The sequence below is a fragment of the Azonexus caeni genome (assembly GCF_048146105.1).
Taxonomy (GTDB): Bacteria; Pseudomonadota; Gammaproteobacteria; order Burkholderiales; family Rhodocyclaceae; genus Azonexus; species Azonexus aromaticus_B.
In genome coordinates, this window is record NZ_JBKJAD010000019.1 from 71858 (window position 1) to 90185 (window position 18328).

32 protein-coding genes are annotated in these 18328 nt (G+C 60.0%); 2 read left to right on the plus strand and 30 right to left on the minus strand.

Features of this window, described 5'->3' with window-relative positions; translation table 11 throughout:
* Positions 1–63: 63 nt before the first annotated feature.
* Complete coding sequence (locus ACLIIZ_RS16135; RefSeq protein WP_416693813.1) at positions 64–1860, plus strand: ABCB family ABC transporter ATP-binding protein/permease; 1797 nt, start codon at positions 64–66, stop codon at positions 1858–1860.
* A 115-nt stretch (positions 1861–1975) separates the two neighbouring features.
* Positions 1976–3517: a SpoIIE family protein phosphatase gene (locus ACLIIZ_RS16140; protein ID WP_416693814.1), complete on the plus strand. Its 1542-nt coding sequence runs from the start codon at positions 1976–1978 to the stop codon at positions 3515–3517.
* Between the two features lie 66 nt (positions 3518–3583).
* Here ACLIIZ_RS16140 and rplQ read toward each other — a convergent pair whose 3' ends face one another.
* The 30 genes from rplQ to ACLIIZ_RS16290 all read right to left on the minus strand — a co-directional run.
* Positions 3584–3985, minus strand: coding sequence for a 50S ribosomal protein L17 (gene rplQ, locus ACLIIZ_RS16145; protein WP_416693815.1), 402 nt, complete (start codon positions 3983–3985; stop codon positions 3584–3586).
* A gap of 57 nt (positions 3986–4042) precedes the next feature.
* Positions 4043–5017: a DNA-directed RNA polymerase subunit alpha gene (locus ACLIIZ_RS16150; protein WP_416693816.1), complete on the minus strand. Its 975-nt coding sequence runs from the start codon at positions 5015–5017 to the stop codon at positions 4043–4045.
* 24 nt (positions 5018–5041) lie between these two features.
* On the minus strand, positions 5042–5671 hold the full coding sequence (gene rpsD, locus ACLIIZ_RS16155; protein WP_416693817.1) for a 30S ribosomal protein S4: 630 nt from the start codon (positions 5669–5671) through the stop codon (positions 5042–5044).
* 12 nt (positions 5672–5683) lie between these two features.
* Entirely contained in the window at positions 5684–6073 is a 390-nt protein-coding gene (gene rpsK / locus ACLIIZ_RS16160) for a 30S ribosomal protein S11 (protein WP_374326186.1), read from the minus strand.
* Between the two features lie 12 nt (positions 6074–6085).
* Complete coding sequence (gene rpsM, locus ACLIIZ_RS16165) at positions 6086–6448, minus strand: 30S ribosomal protein S13 (RefSeq protein WP_416693818.1); 363 nt, start codon at positions 6446–6448, stop codon at positions 6086–6088.
* A 50-nt stretch (positions 6449–6498) separates the two neighbouring features.
* On the minus strand, positions 6499–6612 hold the full coding sequence (gene rpmJ / locus ACLIIZ_RS16170) for a 50S ribosomal protein L36 (protein WP_121458103.1): 114 nt from the start codon (positions 6610–6612) through the stop codon (positions 6499–6501).
* Positions 6613–6688: 76 nt separating this feature from the next.
* Positions 6689–6907 carry a translation initiation factor IF-1 gene (infA, locus tag ACLIIZ_RS16175; RefSeq protein ID WP_028994205.1) on the minus strand — a complete coding sequence of 73 codons (219 nt, stop codon included), beginning with the start codon at positions 6905–6907 and terminating at the stop codon, positions 6689–6691.
* A gap of 4 nt (positions 6908–6911) precedes the next feature.
* The gene (gene secY, locus ACLIIZ_RS16180; RefSeq protein WP_416693819.1) at positions 6912–8234 is read right to left on the minus strand and encodes a preprotein translocase subunit SecY; all 1323 of its coding nucleotides are present in this window, start codon (positions 8232–8234) and stop codon (positions 6912–6914) included.
* A 16-nt stretch (positions 8235–8250) separates the two neighbouring features.
* On the minus strand, positions 8251–8685 hold the full coding sequence (gene rplO, locus ACLIIZ_RS16185; RefSeq protein ID WP_416693820.1) for a 50S ribosomal protein L15: 435 nt from the start codon (positions 8683–8685) through the stop codon (positions 8251–8253).
* Between the two features lie 3 nt (positions 8686–8688).
* Entirely contained in the window at positions 8689–8871 is a 183-nt protein-coding gene (gene rpmD, locus ACLIIZ_RS16190) for a 50S ribosomal protein L30 (RefSeq protein ID WP_121458100.1), read from the minus strand.
* A 3-nt stretch (positions 8872–8874) separates the two neighbouring features.
* Complete coding sequence (gene rpsE, locus ACLIIZ_RS16195; protein WP_374326182.1) at positions 8875–9402, minus strand: 30S ribosomal protein S5; 528 nt, start codon at positions 9400–9402, stop codon at positions 8875–8877.
* Positions 9403–9428: 26 nt separating this feature from the next.
* Positions 9429–9782, minus strand: coding sequence for a 50S ribosomal protein L18 (gene rplR / locus ACLIIZ_RS16200; RefSeq protein ID WP_465221449.1), 354 nt, complete (start codon positions 9780–9782; stop codon positions 9429–9431).
* A gap of 12 nt (positions 9783–9794) precedes the next feature.
* Positions 9795–10325, minus strand: coding sequence for a 50S ribosomal protein L6 (gene rplF / locus ACLIIZ_RS16205; RefSeq protein WP_416693822.1), 531 nt, complete (start codon positions 10323–10325; stop codon positions 9795–9797).
* A gap of 11 nt (positions 10326–10336) precedes the next feature.
* Positions 10337–10735 carry a 30S ribosomal protein S8 gene (rpsH, locus tag ACLIIZ_RS16210; protein ID WP_374326180.1) on the minus strand — a complete coding sequence of 133 codons (399 nt, stop codon included), beginning with the start codon at positions 10733–10735 and terminating at the stop codon, positions 10337–10339.
* Between the two features lie 14 nt (positions 10736–10749).
* A complete protein-coding gene (gene rpsN / locus ACLIIZ_RS16215; RefSeq protein ID WP_416693823.1) occupies positions 10750–11055 on the minus strand; it encodes a 30S ribosomal protein S14 in 306 nt (101 codons plus the stop codon).
* 7 nt (positions 11056–11062) lie between these two features.
* Positions 11063–11602 (minus strand): 50S ribosomal protein L5, encoded by a 540-nt coding sequence (gene rplE / locus ACLIIZ_RS16220; protein WP_416693824.1) that lies wholly within the window; start codon positions 11600–11602, stop codon positions 11063–11065.
* Positions 11603–11611: 9 nt separating this feature from the next.
* Positions 11612–11929 (minus strand): 50S ribosomal protein L24, encoded by a 318-nt coding sequence (rplX, locus tag ACLIIZ_RS16225; protein WP_416693825.1) that lies wholly within the window; start codon positions 11927–11929, stop codon positions 11612–11614.
* Positions 11930–11940: 11 nt separating this feature from the next.
* The gene (gene rplN / locus ACLIIZ_RS16230; protein WP_028994194.1) at positions 11941–12309 is read right to left on the minus strand and encodes a 50S ribosomal protein L14; all 369 of its coding nucleotides are present in this window, start codon (positions 12307–12309) and stop codon (positions 11941–11943) included.
* Positions 12310–12462: 153 nt separating this feature from the next.
* Positions 12463–12729: a 30S ribosomal protein S17 gene (rpsQ, locus tag ACLIIZ_RS16235; RefSeq protein ID WP_374326176.1), complete on the minus strand. Its 267-nt coding sequence runs from the start codon at positions 12727–12729 to the stop codon at positions 12463–12465.
* Entirely contained in the window at positions 12726–12920 is a 195-nt protein-coding gene (gene rpmC / locus ACLIIZ_RS16240) for a 50S ribosomal protein L29 (RefSeq protein ID WP_374326175.1), read from the minus strand. Before rpmC ends, rpsQ begins: the two co-directional genes overlap by 4 nt.
* Before the next feature lie 2 nt (positions 12921–12922).
* Entirely contained in the window at positions 12923–13336 is a 414-nt protein-coding gene (rplP, locus tag ACLIIZ_RS16245) for a 50S ribosomal protein L16 (RefSeq protein WP_374326174.1), read from the minus strand.
* A 1-nt stretch (position 13337) separates the two neighbouring features.
* Positions 13338–14123: a 30S ribosomal protein S3 gene (gene rpsC, locus ACLIIZ_RS16250; protein WP_416693826.1), complete on the minus strand. Its 786-nt coding sequence runs from the start codon at positions 14121–14123 to the stop codon at positions 13338–13340.
* 9 nt (positions 14124–14132) lie between these two features.
* Positions 14133–14462 carry a 50S ribosomal protein L22 gene (gene rplV / locus ACLIIZ_RS16255; RefSeq protein ID WP_416693827.1) on the minus strand — a complete coding sequence of 110 codons (330 nt, stop codon included), beginning with the start codon at positions 14460–14462 and terminating at the stop codon, positions 14133–14135.
* A 9-nt stretch (positions 14463–14471) separates the two neighbouring features.
* Positions 14472–14747, minus strand: coding sequence for a 30S ribosomal protein S19 (rpsS, locus tag ACLIIZ_RS16260; protein ID WP_028994188.1), 276 nt, complete (start codon positions 14745–14747; stop codon positions 14472–14474).
* Between the two features lie 10 nt (positions 14748–14757).
* On the minus strand, positions 14758–15585 hold the full coding sequence (gene rplB / locus ACLIIZ_RS16265; protein WP_374326171.1) for a 50S ribosomal protein L2: 828 nt from the start codon (positions 15583–15585) through the stop codon (positions 14758–14760).
* Positions 15585–15887 (minus strand): 50S ribosomal protein L23, encoded by a 303-nt coding sequence (rplW, locus tag ACLIIZ_RS16270; protein ID WP_374326170.1) that lies wholly within the window; start codon positions 15885–15887, stop codon positions 15585–15587. The genes rplB and rplW overlap by 1 nt, the downstream gene beginning before the upstream one ends.
* Positions 15884–16507 (minus strand): 50S ribosomal protein L4, encoded by a 624-nt coding sequence (gene rplD / locus ACLIIZ_RS16275; protein WP_374326169.1) that lies wholly within the window; start codon positions 16505–16507, stop codon positions 15884–15886. The genes rplW and rplD overlap by 4 nt, the downstream gene beginning before the upstream one ends.
* A 9-nt stretch (positions 16508–16516) precedes the next feature.
* On the minus strand, positions 16517–17155 hold the full coding sequence (rplC, locus tag ACLIIZ_RS16280) for a 50S ribosomal protein L3 (RefSeq protein ID WP_416693828.1): 639 nt from the start codon (positions 17153–17155) through the stop codon (positions 16517–16519).
* A gap of 110 nt (positions 17156–17265) precedes the next feature.
* On the minus strand, positions 17266–17577 hold the full coding sequence (gene rpsJ, locus ACLIIZ_RS16285; RefSeq protein WP_028994183.1) for a 30S ribosomal protein S10: 312 nt from the start codon (positions 17575–17577) through the stop codon (positions 17266–17268).
* A 65-nt stretch (positions 17578–17642) separates the two neighbouring features.
* Positions 17643–18328, minus strand: a 686-nt coding sequence (locus ACLIIZ_RS16290; protein ID WP_416693829.1) for an EF-Tu C-terminal domain-related protein, incomplete at its 5' end; no start/stop codon positions are given.

The window sequence follows — 18328 nt, forward strand, 5'->3', positions numbered from 1 at the left end:
GATTCTCCCGGAAAGGCGGCGGATTTCATATACTCGCTCTCCTTTCTTCTCGCGCAAGTAACCATGCGTCGCGCCTCCGCCTTGCCCAAACCGCCCGCCGGCCAGCCGCTGCCGGATCTGCACGTGTGGCAGACGCTGCGCCTGCTCTTCCCCTACCTCTGGCAATACCGCGCTCGCGTCGTCGGCGCCCTGCTCTGCCTGGTCGCCGCCAAGCTGGCCAACGTCGGCGTACCGCTGGTGTTCAAGGAGATGATCGACGGTCTCTCCGGCGATCTGCTGGCGCTGCCGGTGATGTTGCTGGCGCTCTACGGAAGTTTGCGTTTCAGCAACTCCCTCTTTACCGAACTGCGCGAAATCCTCTTCGCCCGGGTCACCCAGCGCGCGATCCGCAAAGTGGCGCTAGAGGTCTTCCTGCATCTGCACGCGCTGTCGTTGCGCTTTCACCTGGAACGGCAGACCGGCGGCATTTCCCGCGACATCGAACGCGGCACCCGTTCGATTTCCAGCCTGATCTCGTATTCGCTCTACTCGATCCTGCCGACGCTGGTCGAAATCTCGCTCGTCCTGGGCATTCTCTTCGTTCGCTACGATGCGGGTTTCGTCGTCATCACCGTGCTTTCGCTGGTCGCCTACGTGCTGTTCACGATCAAGGTCAGCAACTGGCGGATCGCCATCCGACGCGCCGTCAATGAAAGTGACTCAGCGGCCAACACACGCGCCGTGGACAGCCTGCTGAATTACGAGACGGTCAAGTATTTCAACAATGAAAGCTGGGAAGCGGACCGCTACGACCAGCAACTACGCCAACTCGAGAACGCCAGCACGCGTAGCCAGACCACGCTGGCCGCCCTCAACCTCGGCCAGCAAGCGATCATTGCCCTTGGCGTGACGGCGATGATGTGGCGCGCGGCGAGCGGCGTCGTCGCCGGCACCATGACGATCGGCGACCTGGTGCTGGTCAACGCTTTCCTGATCCAGCTCTATCTGCCGCTCAACTTCCTCGGCATCGTCTATCGCGAACTGCGCCAGGCGCTCACCGACATCGAGCGGATGTTCGGCTTGCTCAACGAACATCGGGAGATCGCCGATGCGCCCGACGCCCGGAGCTTGCCCGCCGGACAGGCGATGACGATCGATTTCATCGGGGTCGACTTCGCCTACGAGGCGAACCGCCAGATTCTTCACGCCGTCACCTTCAGCGTGCCGGCCGGCAGCACCGTCGCCGTCGTCGGTCATAGCGGCGCCGGAAAATCCACGCTGGCCCGCCTGCTGTTCCGTTTCTACGACGTCACCGGCGGCAGCATCCGCATCAACGGCAACGATCTGCGGCAACTGACCCAGCACAGCCTGCGCTCGGCGATCGGCATCGTGCCGCAGGACACCGTACTGTTCAACGACTCGATCCTTTACAACATCCGCTACGGGCGCACCGACGCCAGCGACGATGAAGTGATCGCCGCCGCCCGCGCCGCCAGCCTGCACGATTTCGTCAGCCGCTTGCCCGAAGGCTACGCCACCCGCGTCGGCGAGCGCGGCCTGAAACTCTCCGGCGGCGAAAAGCAGCGCGTCGCCATCGCCCGCGCCTTGCTCAAGAACCCACCCATCCTGATCTTCGACGAAGCGAGTTCGGCACTCGACTCGGCGACCGAAAAAGCGATCCAGGCCCAGCTCGAACTCGCCGCCCGCGGCAGGACAACGCTGGTGATCGCCCATCGCCTGTCCACGATCATGAACGCCGATCGCATTCTGGTCATGGATGGCGGTTGCATCGTCGAAAGCGGCACGCATACTGAATTGGTTGCAAAAAATGGAAAATATGCCAACATGTGGCTGCTACAGCAAAGAGAGAGCGCCATTTGATGGGCGTCACCCGCGACATGGTAGGATGGCGCCCTAGCCGGCATCCGCCAGTCATAGATGATTCGATCGGATTATCGAACAACGGCTTTCCATCGGTGAGTACAGGCCAGCAAAAATGAGCAACGCATTCGACAAGATGAGCGTTCTGGCGGTCGACGACAATCGCACGAATCTGCATATTCTCCAGGTCTTCCTGAAGAAGCTCGGGCATGACGTCATCCTCGCCGAGAACGGCGAACAGGCGGTGCAGCGCTTTCTGAAGGACCGCCCGGATCTGATTCTGCTCGACATCATGATGCCGGTCATGGATGGTTTCGAGGCGGCCCGCCGGATCAAGGCGGCAAGCAAGGACAAGTGGGTGCCGATCATTTTCCTGTCGGCGCTCAACCGCGACGAGAACCTGGTCGAAGGCCTCGAGGCCGGCGCCGACGACTACCTGACAAAACCGATCAACTTCGTCGTTCTGGAAGCCAAATTGCGCTCGATGCAGCGCTCGCTAGCCCTACAGCAGAGTGCCGCGGTATCGCTCGAGCGTCTGCAGGCGATCTCCGACAACGTCCTCGACGCCATCATCACGGTCGATTGCAAGGGCGAGATCCTGAGTCTGAACCGCGCAACCGAACGCATTTTCGGCCGCCGCATCCGCGACCTGCTGGGGCAACCGGTCAGTACCTTGTTACCGGAACTGCCTTCCGGCAACACCGCTACCGACCGCCATGGCCGACCGATCTGCGCGCTCAGCGCCTACAAGGGAAGGGACCGGGAAACCGTCGGTCGGCGCGGCGATCACGCCGACTTTCCGGTCGAGATCGGCATCTCCGAAGTTTCGATCGACCACGAGGGGCTCTACGTCTGCATCATCCGCGACATTTCGGAGCGCCATAAGGCCGCCCGCCAATTGCAGGAAAACGCGGCGCTGCTGCAGACCTATTACGACCACAGCCAGAACGAACAGCAACTGGCGGTCCGCCTGATGGAAAAACTACTGCACCGCCCGGGCCTTAGCGACCCAAGGCTGCGTTACAAGGTTACCGCCACCGAGAACTTCAGCGGCGACATTGTTGCCGCCACGCGTTCCGCCGAGGGGCGCTTCTACGCCCTGCTCGCCGACGCGACGGGTCATGGCCTGCCGGCGGCAATCAGCGTGCTGCCGGTTCTGGCACTGTTCTACCGGATGACTCGCCTGAACGTGGACATCTCGGAAGTGATCTTCGAACTCAACCAGCAGCTCAAGGAGTCGATGCCGATCGGCCGTTTCGTCGCCGCCACCTTGATCTGCCTGGACGAAATCAAGATGAGCGGCGAGATCTGGATTGGCGGAACCCCGGAAGCCTTCCTCCTCGACCGGGAAGGCAACCCGGTACTGCGCTTCGCCTCGGAGAATCTTGCACTGGGCATCCAGGAAAGCGAACAGATCAATTGCTCGCCCCGTTGTTTCACCTGGGCCCCGGGCAGCCAGCTATTGTGCTACTCGGATGGGCTGCTCGAAGCGGCTGACAACGCGGGTCGCCAATTCAGCAGCGAAGGCGTGCTGGCGGCCTTGCGCGGCCACGCCCGAGAATGCCGTTTCGACCGACTGGAAGCCGCACTGGCCGCGCACTTGGGCGAAAACACCGCCGCCGACGATGTTTCTCTGATGCTGATCGATTGCCCCTGAGCGGGGGAGCAACAAATGAAAAAGGCCGGATCGCTCCGGCCTTTTTGTTTGACGTACTGACTGGGCTTATTCGCCAGCTTCGTCCGCGATTTCAACCGCCTCAGTCGGTTCCGGACGATCCAGAAGTTCGACGAAAGCCATCGGCGCATTGTCGCCAACGCGGAAGCCGCACTTCAGGATACGCAGGTAACCACCCGGGCGGGTGGCGTAACGCGGGCCGATTTCGGCGAACAGCTTGACGACGATCTCGCGGTCACGCAGACGGTCGAAGGCCAGGCGCTTGTTGGCCAGGGTCGGGGTCTTGCCGAGGGTGATCATCGGCTCGACAACGCGACGCAGTTCCTTGGCCTTGGGCAGCGTGGTCTTGATCGCTTCGTGACGCAGCAGCGAGACGGTCATGTTGCGCAGCATCGCCAGGCGATGGCTGCTGGTACGGTTCAGTTTGCGAAGTCCATTGCGGTGACGCATGGTTAATCCTTTCTATGTTCTGCAGGCGTCCCTTGACTGCCCGGATCGGGAAAAGGCTTACGCCTTCTCCAGACCGGCGGGCGGCCAATTTTCCAGTTTCATGCCGAGCGTGAGGCCACGTGCGGCAAGCACTTCCTTGATTTCATTGAGCGACTTGCGACCCAGGTTCGGAGTCTTCAGCAGTTCGTTTTCCGTGCGCTGGATCAGGTCGCCGATGTAGTAGATGTTCTCGGCCTTGAGGCAGTTCGCGGAGCGAACCGTCAGCTCGAGATCATCGACCGGGCGCAGCAGCACCGGATCGACCTGGGCCGGCTTGGAGGCTTCCGCCACCGGGGCGGTACCTTCCAGATCGGCGAAGACCGACAGCTGTTCGATCAGCACGCGGGCAGCGTAGCGGATCGCTTCTTCCGGTTCCACGACACCATTCGTTTCGATATCGACGATCAGCTTGTCCAGATCGGTACGTTGCTCGACGCGGGCGTTCTCGACCGCGTAGGCAACCCGGCGTACCGGGCTGAACGAAGCGTCCAGAACCAATTGACCGATCGTCTTCGAATCGCCGAGGTTGCGCACGTTGCCGGGCACATAGCCGCGACCACGTTCGACCTTGATCTCCATCGCCAACTTGCCGGCGGCGGAGAGGTGGGCAATCACGTGTTCCGGATTGATGATCTCGACGTCGTGCGGCAACTCGATGTCACCAGCGCGAATCACGCCCTCGCCTTCCTTGGCCAGCTTGAGGGTGACGACTTCGCGGTTGTGCAGCTTGAAGACGACACCCTTCAGGTTCAGGAGGATATCTACGACGTCTTCCTGAACACCGTCGATGGTCGAATACTCGTGCAACACGCCGTCGATCGACACTTCCGTCGGCGCGTAGCCCGGCATCGACGACAACAGGATGCGGCGCAGGGCGTTGCCGAGGGTGTGACCGAAACCGCGTTCGAACGGTTCCATGACCACCTTGGCTTCGACCGGCGAAACACTCTGCACGTCGATGATGCGGGGCTTGAGAAGTCCACTGCTTTGCATGGGCTAGATTCCTCTGCTTGCGGGTTACTTCGAATAAAGTTCGATGACCAGACCTTCGTTCAGCGTCGCCGGGAGTTCCGAACGCTGCGGCATGGCCTTGAACGTGCCCTTGCCTTCCTTGACATCGACGGAAATCCATTCCGGGAAACCGCGGGATTCGGCAGCTTCGAGCGCAGCCTTGCAGCGCAGCGAGGCGCGGGCACGGTCGGTCAGTTGCACCACGTCACCCGGCTTGACCAGGTAGGACGGGATGTTGACGCGCTTGCCGTTGACCAGAACGCCGTTGTGACGGACCACCTGACGGGATTCGGTGCGCGAGGCGCCAAAGCCCATGCGGTAGGCGACGGAATCCAGGCGGGCTTCCAGCAGCTGCAGCAGGTTTTCACCGGTCTGGCCCTTGCGGCGCTCGGCTTCGGCGAAGGTCTTGCGGAACTGGCCTTCAAGCACACCGTAGACGCGACGGATCTTCTGCTTGGCACGCAGATGGACGCCGTAGTCGGACAGACGGGCGCCGGACTTCTGGCCGTGCTGGCCAGGAGCGTACGAGCGGCGCTCGATGGCGCACTTGTCGGTGAAGCACTTTTCGCCCTTCAGGAACAGCTTTTCGCCTTCGCGGCGGCACTGACGGCATTTCGGATCGAGATTACGAGCCACTTGTCTTTCTCCTTAGATGCGGCGCTTCTTGGGCGGACGGCAGCCGTTGTGCGGCACCGGCGTCACGTCGGAAATCGCGGTGATCTTCATGCCCAGCGCGTTGAGCGCACGGACAGAAGATTCGCGGCCAGGGCCGGGGCCCTTGATGCGCACTTCCAGATTCTTCACGCCGCATTCCTGAGCGGCCTTGCCGGCGGCTTCAGCAGCGACCTGAGCGGCGAACGGGGTGGACTTGCGCGAACCGCGGAAGCCGGCACCGCCGGAAGTCGCCCAGGACAGGGCGTTGCCCTGACGGTCGGTGATGGTGATGATGGTGTTGTTGAACGACGCGTGGATGTGGGCGATGCCCTCGGCGACGTTCTTCTTGACCTTCTTGCGAACTTTGGTAACGGTCTTGGCCATGTTCTGTCCTTATTACTTCTTACCAGCGATGGCCTTGCGCGGTCCCTTGCGGGTCCGGGCGTTGGTCTTCGTGCGCTGACCGCGGCAGGGCAAGCCCTTGCGGTGACGCAGACCACGGTAGCAACCAAGGTCCATCAGGCGCTTGATGTTCATCGTGACTTCGCGACGCAGGTCACCTTCAACGGTGAACTTGCCGACTTCGTCACGCAAACGGTCCATGTCCGAATCGGACAGATCCTTCATTTTGGTGGTACGAGCCACGCCGGCCGCGTCGCAAATCTTTTGCGCACGGGTGCGGCCAATGCCGAAAATCGCCGTCAGGGCGATCTCAGCATGCTGGTGGTTCGGAATGTTTACCCCTGCAATACGGGCCATTGACTCACTCCAATATTTCTAAAATTAACGAATGCCGAATTCGTCAGGAATTAACCCTGGCGCTGCTTATGACGGGGATCCTTGCAAATGATGCGCACGACACCCTTGCGACGGATCACCTTGCAATTGCGACAAACGCGCTTCACTGAAGGTTGCACTTTCATGTTTCACTCCTCGTCTGCGAGAGCTTGGAAGCAGCCGTGATTCCTTGCCCTGCGGTTTATTGCGTAGAGAACTTGTTTACTTTGCCCGGAAAACGATCCGGGCCTTGCTTAAATCGTACGGGGTCAGCTGTACTGTGACCTTGTCGCCGGGCAGGATGCGGATGTAGTGCATGCGCATTTTCCCGGAGATGAAGCCCAGCACGACGTGCCCGTTTTCCAGCTTGACCTTGAATGTTGCGTTGGGGAGGTTTTCGATGACCTCGCCCTGCATCTCGATGTAGTCTTCTTTAGCCATCGCTTTACTTGATCAACGGAGAACCCTTGAAGTTTGCCTTCTTCAGAAGACTTTCGTACTGGTGTGACATCACGTAGGCCTGAACCTGCGACATGAAGTCCATGGTCACGACGACGATGATCAACAGCGAGGTACCACCAAAGTAGAACGGCACGTTCCACTTCAGGATCAAAAACTCAGGCAACAGACAGACCAGGGTAATGTAGGCCGCACCGATCAGGGTCAAGCGCATCAGAATCTTGTCGATGTAGCGTGCGGTCTGCTCGCCGGGACGAATACCCGGCACGAAAGCGCCACTCTTCTTCAGGTTGTCTGCGGTTTCCTTGGAATTGAAGACCAGCGCAGTATAGAAGAAGCAGAAGAAAATGATCGCCGCAGCGTAGAGCATCACATAGATCGGTTGCCCCGGCGAAAGCACGGAAGCCATGTCTTTCAGCCAGTACATCGATTCGCTGGAACCAAACCAGCCAGCCAGGGTGGCCGGAAAGAGGATGATCGACGAGGCGAAGATCGGCGGAATGACACCGGACATGTTCAGCTTGAGCGGCAGATGCGAACTCTGACCACCGTAGATCTTGTTGCCGACCTGACGCTTGGCGTAGTTCACCAGAATCTTGCGCTGACCACGCTCGACGAACACAACAAAGGCGGTGACGACGACGACCAGCGCACAGATGACGATCGCGGTCAGCGGGTGCATGCCACCAGTGCGAACCAATTCGAGGAGGCCGCCGATGGCATTCGGCAAACCGGCGGCGATACCGGCGAAGATGATGATAGAGATACCGTTGCCAAGCCCACGTTCGGTGATCTGTTCACCGAGCCACATCAGGAACATGGTACCGGTCAGCAGCGTAGATACCGTGGTCAGCCGGAACATGAACCCCGGATCGTTGACCAGGCCCTGCTGCGCCTCGAGGGCGACGGCAATGCCGATGCCCTGAAAAAGGGCGAGGAAAACAGTCCCGTAACGCGTGTACTGAGTGATCTTGCGCCGGCCGGCCTCGCCTTCCTTCTTCAGGGCTTCGAGTTGCGGACTGGCGACGCTCATCAACTGCATGATGATCGATGCCGAGATGTAAGGCATGATCCCCAGTGCGAAGATGGTGAAACGCGACAGGGCGCCACCCGAGAACATGTTGAACATGCCCAGGATGCCGCCCTTCTGCGTGTTGAAGAGATCGGCCAGAACGTTGGGGTCGATACCGGGAACCGGAATGTGCGCGCCAATGCGGTAAACCACCAGGGCGCCCAGCAGGAACCACAGCCGGCGCTTGAGATCGCCAAACTTGCCACCCTTGCCAACGGTATTCGGATTTGCTGCCAACGTTCAGCCCTCTCTCTTACTCGGCGATCGAGCCGCCGGCTGCTTCAATCGCGGCCTTGGCACCCTTGGTCGCGCCAACACCCTTGAGCACGACCTTGCGAGTGATCGCGCCGGACAGGATGACCTTCGCGGAAAGGGCATCCCCCGGAACGACACCGGCGACTTGCAGGACGAGCAGATCGATTTCCTCGACCGGCAGCGCTTCGATTTCGCTCAGGCGGACTTCGTAATTGCGGGCGCGCGTCAGCGAATTGAAGCCACGCTTCGGCAGGCGGCGCTGCAGCGGCATTTGTCCGCCCTCGAAACCGACCTTGTGAAAACCGCCGGAGCGGGACTTCTGACCCTTGTGACCGCGGCCACAGGTCTTGCCCAGGCCGGAACCGATACCGCGACCGACGCGCTTGGCGGCCTTCTTGGAACCTTCGGCGGGCTTGATGGTATTCAGACGCATGGCTTAACCCTCAACCTTGACGAGATACTGAACCTTCTGGATCATGCCGCGCACTTGCGGCGTATCCAGCAGCTCGGCGGAGCTGTTCAGCTTGCGCAGGCCGAGACCGCGCACGGTGGCGCGATGGTCCTGCTTGGTGCCGATGATGCTCTTGACGAGCGTCACTTTGATCTTCTTGTCGGACATGACTTACCCCAGGATCTGTTCAACCGACTTGCCGCGCTTGGCAGCAATCTCGGCCGGCGTATTCACCTTCATCAAACCGTCGATGGTGGCACGCACGATGTTGTAGGGATTGGTGGAACCGTGAGCCTTGGCCACCACGTTGGTCACACCGACCACTTCGAAGACGGCGCGCATGGCACCGCCGGCGATGATGCCGGTACCTTCCGGTGCCGGCTGGATCATCACGGTGGTGGCGCCATGACGGCCCATCACGGTGTGATGCACGGTACCGTTCTTCAGGCTGACCTTGGCCATCTTGCGACGCGCCTCGTCCATTGCCTTCTGGGCGGCCACCGGCACTTCGCGGGACTTGCCCTTGCCCATGCCGATGCTGCCGTCGCCGTCACCGACCACGGTGAGCGCAGCGAAACCGAGGATGCGACCGCCCTTCACCACCTTGGTGACGCGGTTGACCGCAACCATCTTCTCGCGCATGCCGTCGTCGCGCTCTTCAGCCTGCTGCGGCTTCTTGTTTCTTTCGGGTTTAGCCATTTTCTAACCTATTCCTTTCGCGCCGATCAGAACTTCAGACCGGCTTCACGCGCGGCTTCGGCCAGCGCCTGGACACGACCGTGATAACGCAGGCCGGAACGATCGAAGGCAACCTGTTCGATGCCGGCGGCCTTGGCGCGCTCGGCGATCAGCTTGCCGATCAGGACGGCGGCAGCCTTGTTGCCGCCATTGGCGAGATCGCCACGCACGCTCTTGTCGAGCGACGAAGCAGAAGCCAGAACCTTACCGCCGCAAGACGAGATGATCTGGGCGTAAATGTGGCAGTTGGTGCGGTTGACGCACAGACGAACAGCCTTCAGCTCGGCGATTTTGGCCCGGGTTTTGCGGGCACGACGCAGACGCGCTTCCTTCTTGTTAATCATATGCCACCCTTACTTCTTCTTGGTTTCCTTGATTACCACCACCTCATCGGAGTAGCGAACGCCCTTGCCCTTGTAGGGCTCCGGCTTGCGATACGCACGAATTTCGGCGGCGACCTGGCCAACTTGCTGCTTGTCGGCTCCCTTGATCAGAATTTCGGTCTGCGTCGGGCACTCAACCTTGATGCCAGCGGGCATCTTGTGCGCGACCGGATGCGAGAAACCGAGGGAAAGATTGAGCACATCGCCTTGAGCCTGGGCGCGATAACCGACGCCGACCAGCTGCAGCTTGCGTTCAAACCCCTTGGTAACGCCGACCACCATATTGTTCAGGTTGGCGCGCATCGTTCCCCACATGGCGGAACCGTTCTCGGCGCCATCCACCTTGCCGACGACGAGGCTCTGGCCTTCCTGGGCGACCTTGACCGCCGCGCTGGCGGCCGTCTTCAGGGTGCCCATCGGCCCCTTGACGACGATCTGCTCACCGATGGTCACTTCGACACCGGCCGGCAGAACAATGGGATTCTTACCTACACGAGACATTTGTTCGCTCCTTATGCCACGATGCAGAGGACTTCGCCACCCACACGGGAGGCGCGCGCCTTGCGATCAGTCATCACACCCTTCGGCGTGGAGACGATGGCAACACCCAGACCGTTCATGACGCGAGGAATGTCTTCCGCGCCCTTGTAGATCCGCAGACCAGGCTTGGAAACACGCTCGATGCGTTCGATGACCGGACGACCGGCGTAGTACTTGAGACCGATTTCCAGGTTCGCCTTGCCGTCATCGGACTGGCGAACTGCGAAATCTTCAACGTAACCCTCATCCTTGAGCACGGCGGCAATCGCCACCTTCAGCTTGGAGGACGGCATGGACACAGACGCCTTTTCGGCGAGCTGGGCGTTGCGGATGCGGGTCAGCATATCCGCGATCGGATCGCTCATAGCCATTTCTGTATCTCCTATTACCAGCTAGCCTTGATCACACCCGGAATCTCGCCATTGAAAGCGAGCTCACGGATCTTGTGACGACACAGGCCGAATTTACGGAACACACCACGCGGACGACCCGTCATCTGGCAACGGTTGCGCAGACGCGAGGGGCTCGAGTTGCGGGGCAGCGCCTGCAGCTTCAGACGCGCCTCGTAGCGCTCTTCATCCGACAGGGCGGCGTTGTTGATGATCGCGTCAAGGGCTGCGCGCTTCTTGGCGAACTGCGCCACCAGCTTGCGACGCTTCTCTTCCCGATTGATCAGAGAAAGTTTTGCCATGATTGCCTCAATTCTTGAACGGGAACTTGAACGCGGCGAGCAGAGCTTTCGCTTCTGCATCGGTCTTCGCGGTCGTCGTGATACTGATGTTCATGCCACGCAGCGCATCGATCTTGTCGTACTCGATTTCCGGGAAGATGATCTGCTCTTTGACACCCATGTTGTAGTTGCCCTGGCCGTCGAAACCCTTGCCAGCCACACCGCGGAAGTCGCGCACGCGCGGCAGGGCGATGGTGACCAGGCGATCGAGGAATTCGAACATGCGCGGACCGCGCAGGGTCACCATGCAACCGATCGGATAGCCATCACGAATCTTGAAACCAGCGATCGACTTGCGGGCCTTGGTGGTCACCGGCTTCTGGCCGGCAATCTTCTGCATGTCGCCAACGGCGTTCTCAAGAACCTTCTTGTCGGCGACCGCCTCACCCACACCCATATTCAGGGTGACCTTGGTGATGCGCGGCACTTCCATGACGGACTTGTAACCGAACTGCTTGGTCAATTCGGCAACCACGCTGTCTTTGTAATATTGCTGCAAACGCGCCATGACTACCCCTTAAGCATTCACCAGTTCGCCGTTCGATTTGAACACGCGAACCTTGCGACCATCTTCCAGCACCCGGATACCGACGCGGTCGGCCTTCTTGGTTGCCGGATTGAACAGCGCAACATTAGAGATATGGATCGGCATGTCCTTGTCGACGATACCGCCCTGAACACCCTTGATCGGATTCGGCTTGACGTGCTTCTTGGCACGATTCACACCTTCCACGACCAGGTGCTCGGCATCGACGCGACGCGAAACCGTACCGCGCTTGCCCTTGTCCTTGCCCGTCACGACGATGACTTCGTCGCCTTTGCGAATTTTTTCCATCTCCAGCCTCCTTACAGCACTTCCGGCGCCAGCGACACGATCTTCATGAAGCGCTCGGTCCGCAGTTCGCGGGTCACCGGCCCAAAGATGCGCGTGCCGATCGGCTCGAGCTTGTTGTTGAGAAGCACCGCGGCATTGCCATCAAAGCGCACCAGGGAACCGTCCGGACGACGCACACCCTTGGCGGTACGAACCACCACGGCGTTATAGACATCACCCTTCTTGACCCGACCACGCGGGGCAGCATCTTTGATGCTGACCTTGATGATGTCGCCAATACCGGCGTAGCGGCGCTTTGAGCCGCCCAACACCTTGATACACATTACCGAACGTGCGCCGGTGTTATCGGCGACATCCAGTGTCGTCTGCATCTGAATCATTTAATTTAACTCCAACTTAATCCGCTGCGCGGTCAGTCTTGGAACCCGTTAGGGTCTGACAGATTTGCCGCCAAGAACAGCCATGGCCGCAAAAAAGAAGCCGGATTATACCGGCTTCCTTTCGTTACGCGCAAGCAGTTTTGAAAAAAAGCATCAAATAACGACTGCCTTTTCCAGAACGCTGGTCACAGCCCAAGACTTGGTCTTCGACAGCGGACGGGTTTCGACGATCTCGACGAGATCGCCAGCCCGGGCCAGGTTGTCCTGGTTATGCGCCGCATACTTCTTAGAGCGGATCATGACCTTGCCGTAAACGGGGTGCTTGACCTTGCGCTCAACCAGCACGGTCACCGTCTTTTCCATCTTGTCGCTGACGACGCGACCAATCAGGGTACGCTTGACGCTGTTGTTTTCGCTCATTGCTGCACCGCCTTTTCACGAATCAGGGTACGCACACGCGCAATGTCGCGACGCACCTTTGCCATTTGGCTGGTATTGGAGAGCTGCTGCGTCGCCAGTTGCATGCGCAGGCCGAATTGGGCCTTCAGCAGTTCAAGCAATTCCGCCTTGAGCTCGTCCACGCTCTTGGTTCTCAGTTCACTAGCTTTCATGATTACCCCAGATGACGCGTCACGAAGGTGGTGGAAATCGGCAGCTTGGCTGCGGCAAGCGCGAAAGCTTCACGCGCCAGCGCTTCATTGACACCGTCCATCTCGTAGAGCACCTTGCCCGGCTGGATTTCGGCAACCCAGTATTCCGGATTACCCTTACCGTTACCCATACGAACTTCAGCCGGCTTCTTGGAAATCGGCTTGTCCGGGAAGATGCGGATCCAGATGCGACCACCGCGCTTGATATGGCGGGTCATCGCCCGACGAGCGGCTTCAATCTGGCGAGCCGTCAAGCGACCGCGACCGGTCGCCTTCAGACCCCATTCGCCAAACGACACTTCGGTGCCGCGGGTGGCGAGGCCTTCGTTACGCCCCTTATGTTCCTTGCGGAACTTGCGACGATTCGGTTGCAACATGTTAAGCACCTGCCTTTCTTACGCGCTTGGCCGGGTCGCCTGCACCGTCATTCTTCTTGACCGTGCGGGTACGCGGCTTGTCGCCTTCCGGCTTGCCCGGGGCACGCCGCGGGCGACGCTCTTCGGCCGCCGGCTCTTCAGCCACCGGCTGCTCGTTGCGATCGAGCATGTCGCCCTTGTAAACCCAGACCTTGATACCGATGATGCCGTAGGTGGTCAGCGCTTCCGAGGTTGCGTAGTCGATGTCGGCGCGCAGGGTGTGCAGGGGCACACGACCTTCGCGATACCATTCGCTACGGGCGATTTCAGCACCGTTCAGACGACCGGCGCTCATCACCTTGATACCCTGGGCACCGAGGCGCATGGCGTTCTGCATCGCCCGCTTCATGGCGCGACGGAACATGATGCGCTTTTCGAGCTGCTGAGCGATCGAGTCGGCAATCAGCTGGGCATCGATTTCCGGCTTGCGGATTTCCTCGATCGACACATGGACGGGAACGCCCATGATGCGCTGAAGATCCGTACGCAGGGTTTCGATGTCCTCGCCCTTCTTGCCGATGACCACGCCCGGACGGGCGGAATACACGGTGACGCGGGCGTTCTTCGCCGGACGCTCGATGGTGACACGACCCACGGAGGCATGCGCCAGCTTACGCTTCAGGTACTCACGAACCTTGACGTCTTCCTGCAGCATGCCGGGGAAGTCCTTGCTGTTGGCGAACCAACGCGAACTCCAGTTCTTGGTGACGGCCAGACGGAAGCCAGTCGGATGAATTTTCTGTCCCATGGCTCTTCCTTAGTTACCAACGGTCAGATAGATGTGGCAGGTCGGCTTGCTGATCCGGTTGCCACGACCCTTGGCGCGCGCGGTGAAGCGCTTGAGCACCATGCCTTTTTCGACGTAGATGGTCTTCACCGTCAGTTCGTCGATATCGGCGCCATCGTTGTGTTCCGCGTTGGCGATCGCCGACTCGAGAACCTTCTTGAGGATGCCGGCGCCCTTGGTCGGGCTGAAAGCCAGGATGTTGAGAGCCTGACCAACCGGCTTGCCACGCACCAGATCCGCCACCAGACGGCCCTTTTGCGCGGAGAGGCGTACGCCCCGCAAACTTGCACGAGTTTCCATGTCAGCTCCTTACTTCTTGGCCTTCTTGCCGGCGGTGTGACCCTTGAACGTCCGGGTCAGCGAAAACTCGCCGAGCTTGTGACCGACCATGTTCTCGGTGACGAACACCGGAATATGCTGCTTGCCATTGTGGACCGCAATCGTCAGGCCGATGAACTCGGGGAGGATCGTCGAACGACGCGACCAGGTCTTGATCGGGCGCTTGTCGTTGGTGGCGCGAACTGCTTCGACCTTGTCGATCAGGTGCGCATCAACAAACGGGCCCTTTTTGAGAGAACGTCCCATTTCCTACCCCTTAACGCTTATGACGGCGCTGAACGATCATGCTGTTCGTGCGCTTGTTGCTGCGAGTACGATAGCCCTTGGTCGGCTGACCCCACGGGTTAACCGGCACACGGCCTTCACCGGTCTTGCCTTCACCACCACCGTGCGGGTGGTCGATCGGGTTCATCGCGGTACCGCGGACGGTCGGGCGAATGCCACGCCAACGCTGCGCACCGGCCTTGCCGATCTTGCGCAGGTTGTTCTCTTCGTTGCCGACTTCACCGATGGTGGCGCGGCACTCGACATGAACGCGGCGCACTTCACCGGAGCGCAGACGAATCTGGGCATAGGTGCCTTCACGGGCCAGCAACTGGACCGAGGTACCGGCCGAACGGGCGATCTGGGCGCCCTTGCCCGGCAGCATCTCGACGCAGCAAATGGTCGTACCAACCGGAATGTTGCGGATCGGCAGCGCGTTGCCCGACTTGATCGGCGCTTCGGAACCGCTCAGCACCTGCTGGCCGACCACCATGCCCTTGTTAGCGATGATGTAACGGCGCTCGCCGTCGGCGTAGCAAACGAGAGCGATGTTGGCAGTGCGGTTGGGATCGTACTCGAGGCGTTCAACCTTGCCCGGAATGCCATCCTTGTTGCGCTTGAAATCGATCACGCGATAGGCCTGCTTGTGACCGCCGCCTTGATGGCGAACGGTGATGCGACCGTTGTTGTTGCGACCGGAATTCTTGGACTGGGACTCGACCAGGCCGGCGAACGGCTTGCCCTTGTGCAGATTGGCGTTAACCACCTGAACAACAGCACGACGCCCCGGGGAAGTCGGTTTGACTTTAACGAGCGCCATTACGCGTTACCCCCTTCGACAAAATTGATTTCCTGGCCGGCCTTGAGGCAGACAAAGGCCTTCTTCCAGCCCTTGCGACGACCGGTGGCGCCCTTGAAGCGCTTGACCTTGCCCTTGACGTTCAGGGTTTGCACCGACTCGACTTCGACCTTGAACAGCAGTTCGACGGCAGCCTTGATTTCCGGCTTGGTCGCATCGGAGGCGACACGGAAAATCACCTGCTCGTTCTTCTCGGCAACAAAGGTCGCCTTTTCGGAGATTTGCGGTGCCAGCAGCACCTGCATCAGACGTTCCTGGTTCATCCCCACATCTCCTCGAATTTGGCCACGGCATTCTTGGTGACCAGCACCTTGGCAAAGCGGATCAGCGAAACCGGATCGGCTTCCTGCGCTTCAAGGACCAGCACGTTCGGCAGATTGCGCGACGACAGGTAGAGGTTCTCGTTCAGTTCGTCGGTAACCACCAGCAGATTGCCTTCGAGACCCATGCCCTTCAGCTTCTGGGCGAACAGCTTGGTCTTCGGCGCTTCGACGGCGAGGTCGTCGATCACGACGAGACGGTCCTGACGCGCCAACTCGGAGAGAATCGCCGCCATACCGGCGCGGAACATCTTCTTGTTGACCTTCTGACCGTAGTTCTGATCCGGAGAGTTCGGGAAAATCCGACCACCCCCACGCCACAGCGGCGAGCCGTTCGAACCCGAACGGGCACGACCGGTACCCTTCTGGCGCCACGGCTTGGTGGTGGTGTGACGGACTTCGGAACGGTCCTTCTGCTTGCTGTCGGCGGAACGAGCATTCGCCTGATAGGCGACGACGATCTGGTGAACCAGAGCCTCGTTGTAATCGCGACCGAACAGCACGTCGGAAGCCTGCAGCTTGGCAGCTTCCTGACCTTGTTCGTTGATAACCTTCAGTTCCATGACGCCCCCTTAAGCCTTGACTGCCGGACGCACGACGACGTCGGAACCCTTGGCGCCAGGTACAGCGCCCTTGACCAGCAACAATTGCCGCTCGGCATCAACGCGGACGATGGTCAGACCCTGGATGGTCGATTGCTCGTCGCCCAGATGACCCGCCATGCGCTTACCCGGGAAAACACGACCCGGATCCTGCGCCATACCGATGGAACCCGGCGCGTTGTGCGACACCGAGTTACCGTGGGATGCACGGTTGGAAGAGAAGTTGTGACGCTTGATGCCACCCTGGAAACCCTTACCGATCGAGGTACCGGTCACATCAACCTTCTGCCCTTCGGCGAAGATGGTGACGGCAACCTGATCACCCGCCTTGAAATTGGCGAGTTGCTCGGCAGTAACCGGGAATTCCTTGAGCACGTGCCCGGCTTCGACACCCGCCTTGGCCAGATGGCCAGCGAGGGGCTTGGAAACACGGGAGGCACGGCGCTGACCGAAAGCGACCTGGACGGCTGCATAGCCATCGACTTCCGGCGTTTTGACTTGGGTCACGCGGTTGTTGGACACGTCAAGCACAGTTACCGGAATGGACGCACCATCCTCGGCAAAAATGCGAGTCATGCCAACCTTGCGACCAACAAGGCCTAGACTCATGGTTATTCTCCTCATCGCCGGCTGCGATTGGCCGGTCGATGTAAAACAACAAATGGGCAGCCGTCACCGGCCACCCCCGAAAACAGCGGATTATATCCGCAAGACCACAGTTACTGCAACTTGATTTCGACGTCCACGCCAGCCGGCAGGTCCAGCTTCATCAGCGCATCGACCGTCTTGTCGGTGGGATCAACAATGTCCATCAGGCGTAGGTGGGTGCGGATTTCGAGCTGATCGCGCGAAGCCTTGTTGACGTGCGGCGAACGCAGGATGTCGAAACGCTGCTTGCGGGTCGGCAGCGGCACGGGACCACGAACGACGGCGCCGGTACGCTTGGCGGTCTCGACGATTTCCTGAGCGGACTGGTCGATCAGGCGATAGTCGAAGGCCTTCAGGCGGATACGGATTTTCTGGCTTTGCATTTTTGGCTCTCAAAAAGAACGATGGGGCAGCGAGGGCCGCCACCCCGGATTGAACAAAAGAACGCTTACTCGATGATCTTGGAGACGACACCGGCACCGACGGTACGACCGCCTTCGCGGATCGCGAAGCGCAGACCTTCTTCCATGGCGATCGGGGCGATCAGCTTGACCGTCATCGCCACGTTGTCGCCCGGCATGACCATTTCCGTGCCTTCCGGCAGCGAGATCGCGCCGGTCACGTCGGTCGTGCGGAAGTAGAACTGCGGACGGTAGTTGTTGAAGAACGGGGTGTGACGACCGCCTTCGTCCTTCGACAGAACATACACTTCGCCCGTGAAGTGGGTGTGCGGGGTGATCGAGCCCGGCTTGCACAGGACCTGACCACGCTCGACGTCTTCACGCTTGGTACCACGCAGCAGGGCGCCGATGTTGTCGCCAGCCTGACCTTGGTCGAGCAGCTTGCGGAACATTTCGACACCGGTACAGGTGGTCTTCACCGTCGGACGGATACCGACGATCTCGATTTCTTCGCCGACCTTGACGATGCCGCGCTCGACGCGACCGGTCACGACCGTACCGCGACCCGAGATCGAGAACACGTCTTCGACCGGCATCAGGAACGGTTGGTCAACCGCACGTTCCGGCGTCGGGATGTAGGAGTCCAGCGCATCGGCCAGGCGGAAGATCGACGGTTCGCCGATTTCGGACTGGTCGCCTTCAAGGGCCTTGAGCGCCGAACCGTGAATGATCG